The 2,887-nt window shown below is 72.7% G+C and carries 2 protein-coding genes; one reads left to right on the top strand and one right to left on the bottom strand.

Going from position 1 to position 2,887, the window contains the following annotated elements; genetic code table 11:
• Positions 1–368 precede the first annotated feature (368 nt).
• Positions 369–1,874 (bottom strand): APC family permease, encoded by a 1,506-nt coding sequence (locus tag FF041_RS36935; protein WP_153527115.1) that lies wholly within the window; start codon positions 1,872–1,874, stop codon positions 369–371.
• Positions 1,875–2,113: 239 nt separating this feature from the next.
• On the opposite strand from FF041_RS36935, the gene FF041_RS36930 reads away from it, so the two are divergent.
• Positions 2,114–2,827: a GntR family transcriptional regulator gene (locus tag FF041_RS36930; RefSeq protein WP_153527113.1), complete on the top strand. Its 714-nt coding sequence runs from the start codon at positions 2,114–2,116 to the stop codon at positions 2,825–2,827.
• Positions 2,828–2,887: the final 60 nt, after the last annotated feature.

Below are 2,887 nucleotides of genomic sequence, written 5' to 3'. Positions count from 1 at the left end.
GCCGGGAGAGGTCCTGGCCGTTGGCGGACGCGGTACGGGAGAGGAGGGAGAGGGTGGTCTCGCCGTGGATCAGCGGGACGCGGATCGGGAGGTCGGCCTGCCTGAGCGGCACGCCGACCGCGCGGGCTCGGGCGGGCGAGCCGGTGGTGCCCTGGGTCATGGGGCGACCGTGACACATCTCGCCCGGATACGCCGCCGAACGGACCGGTATCGGCCCGGCCGGACGGTCCTTTGTGTGCCGGCGCCCGGCCGGGGAACGACCGCTCGCCCGGCCGGGGAACGACCGCTCGCCCGGCTGGGGAACGACCGCTCGCCCGCCCGGCCGCGCCCGGTGAAGGCGTGGGCGCGGCCCGGGGTCCGGCCCGGTCTCAGTCGCGTTCCACGTCCACCTCGGTCAGTCGCGCGTACCGCCCGGGGTCCGTGCGCCGGATGCGCGCCGCCACCGCCAGCCCGGCCGCCAGCGCCACCGGCAGCGGAACCAGCAGTGCCGCGTTGACCGCTCCCGTACGGCCGGTCAGCAGATCGAAGTGCCACAGGGCGAGCAGCGTCAGCACGGCCAGGCCCGCGAACGCGATCAGCGGGGCGACGACCACGCGCCAGAGCGGCATCCCCCGCCGGTCGCGGCGGAAGAAGAAGAACACGGCGAGCGCGGCCAGCGCCTGCATGATCATGATCCCGAGCACGCCCATGCTGTTGCTCCACAGGAAGATCTCGCTGTACGGGTCGGCCCCGAGCAGTGCCCCGCCCAGGACGACGACCAGGCCGAACACGGTCTGCACGACGACCGCGGCGGCCGGTGAGCCCTGCTTCGGCGACACCGCCGCCAGGCGGCGCGGCAGCAGCCCCTCGCGGCCCAGCGCGTAGAGATAGCGGGCGGCGGCGTTGTGGAAGGCGAGCGTCGCGGCGAACGCGCTGATCACGATCAGGACCTGCATCGAGTCGGCCAGCCACCTCCCCACGAACTGCTCGGCCGCGGTGAAGGTGAGCTGTGGGCCGTCCGCGGCCCGTGCCATCGCCACCGACTCGGCGGTGCCGAAGCCGCCCATCAGCACCCACACCCCGAAGGCGTAGAACAGCGCCAGGAACCCGATCGCGATGAACGTCGCCTTCGGGACCGTACGCGCCGGGTCGCGGGCCTCCTCGGCGTAGATCGCGGTCGCCTCGAAGCCGGTGAACGCCCCGATGACCAGGACGAACATCCCCGCCATGCCTCCGGACGAGAGCAGCACCGCCGGATCGAAGGAGGTGACGTCGAGGGCTTTCGCACCCCGGTCCGACAGCACGCCGAACTCCATCACCAGCAGGACGAGCACCTCGAGAACCAGGGCGACCCCGAGCACCTTGGCGCTGAGGGTCACCCGCAGCCACCCCAGTACGCCGACGCCGAGCACACAGAGCGTCGCCAGCGGCCACCACGGCACCTCGGCGCCGGTGAGATCCGCCAGGGTCGTCGACGCGAAGTAGCCGAAACCGGCGGCCACACCGGGCGCGATGAGGTTGTACGAGAGCGTCGCGAGATACGCGGTGCCGACCCCCAGCGTCCGGCCGAGCCCCCGGGCGACATAGGCGTAGAAGGCGCCGGCGTTCCGTACGTACCGGGTCATCGCGGTGAAACCGGCCGCGAACAGCACCAGCAGCACTCCGGAGAGCAGATAGCCGAGCGGGGTCCCGGGACCGCCGATGCCGATGGCGAAGGGGGCGACTCCGGCCAGCACGGTGAGCGGCGCGGCTGCCGCGACGACGAAGAAGACCAGATCGAAGGTGCCGATGCGGCCCCGGGCGAGGCTTCCCCCGCTCGCCCCGGCAGCGGGGGAGCCCTCGATGGGCGCGGCGGGGGCGGGGGGCGGCTCAAGGGCGGCGGGCGGTTGGTTCATCGGTTGGTTCCTCGGATGCTAAGGGGCGGCGGGAATGCGGGCGGGCGATCCAGCTCCCGATGCGGGAATCAATGAAAAAGACCAGTTCAGAGGCGGCCTGAGCAGGCGCGGCGCTCAAGTTATCTGGTATACCGAATACCAGGCAAGGGTCTGCTGAACGTTTCGGAGTCTGAGATGATCAAGCGACAGGACCGGACGGGACCGGAGCCGACCGGCCCCGACGCACAGGGAGCGAGCCCATGAGCAGCAGCCGGACCGCCGGCCTTCCCGCCCGCGGCACCATCGGCGGCGCACACCAGTCGCTGCGCGACCAGGTCTATCTGGAGGCGCGCGAGCGGATCATCGACGGCCGCTATCCGTCGGGGCGGCGGGTCGTCGAACGCGAGCTCGCGGACGAGCTGGGCGTCTCCCGTATCCCCGTCCGTGAGGCTCTTCAACGACTGGAGAGCGAGGGCTTCATCACCGTGCAGGCCCGCAGGGGAGCGTTCGTGGCGCCGCTCGGGCCGGCCGAGGCCGCGGACTTCTTCGACATCCGTGAGCGGCTGGAGGCGCTGGCGGCATCGCTCGCCGCCCTCCGCGCCGACCGGGACGGGCTGCGCACCCTGGAGAAGCTGCTCGAACGCGCCCGCCGCGCGGCCGGCTCGCCCCGCCGTGCCCGTGAACTGGTCTCGATCCACGCCGACTTCCACCGGCAGATCGTGGTCATGTCCGGCAATCCGCTGCTCCAGGACCTCATGGCCCCGCTCGACGGCCGCTTGCGGCGGCTCTTCAGCCTGACCTCCGAGCCCACGGACGGCGCCGTCATGTGCGGTGAGCACGAGCGGCTCTACGCGGCGATCCGCGAGGGCGACGCGCCGGCGGCGGAACGGATCGCCCGCGGCCATGTGGCCGGGACCCGGGAGGCCGCCATGCGTCTGCTCGCCGCCGCCGAGAGCGCGGCGCGGCCCGCCTGAACCCGACCGTCCGCTCTCTCCTCCGCCGACTGCCGACTGCCGACTGCCGCCGAGAGCGCG

The organism is Streptomyces jumonjinensis, assembly GCF_009600885.1.
Lineage (GTDB): Bacteria > Actinomycetota > Actinomycetes > Streptomycetales > Streptomycetaceae > Streptomyces > Streptomyces jumonjinensis.
Note: the sequence above shows the minus strand (reverse complement) of the source record. Positions and strands in the feature narration are given on the sequence as shown.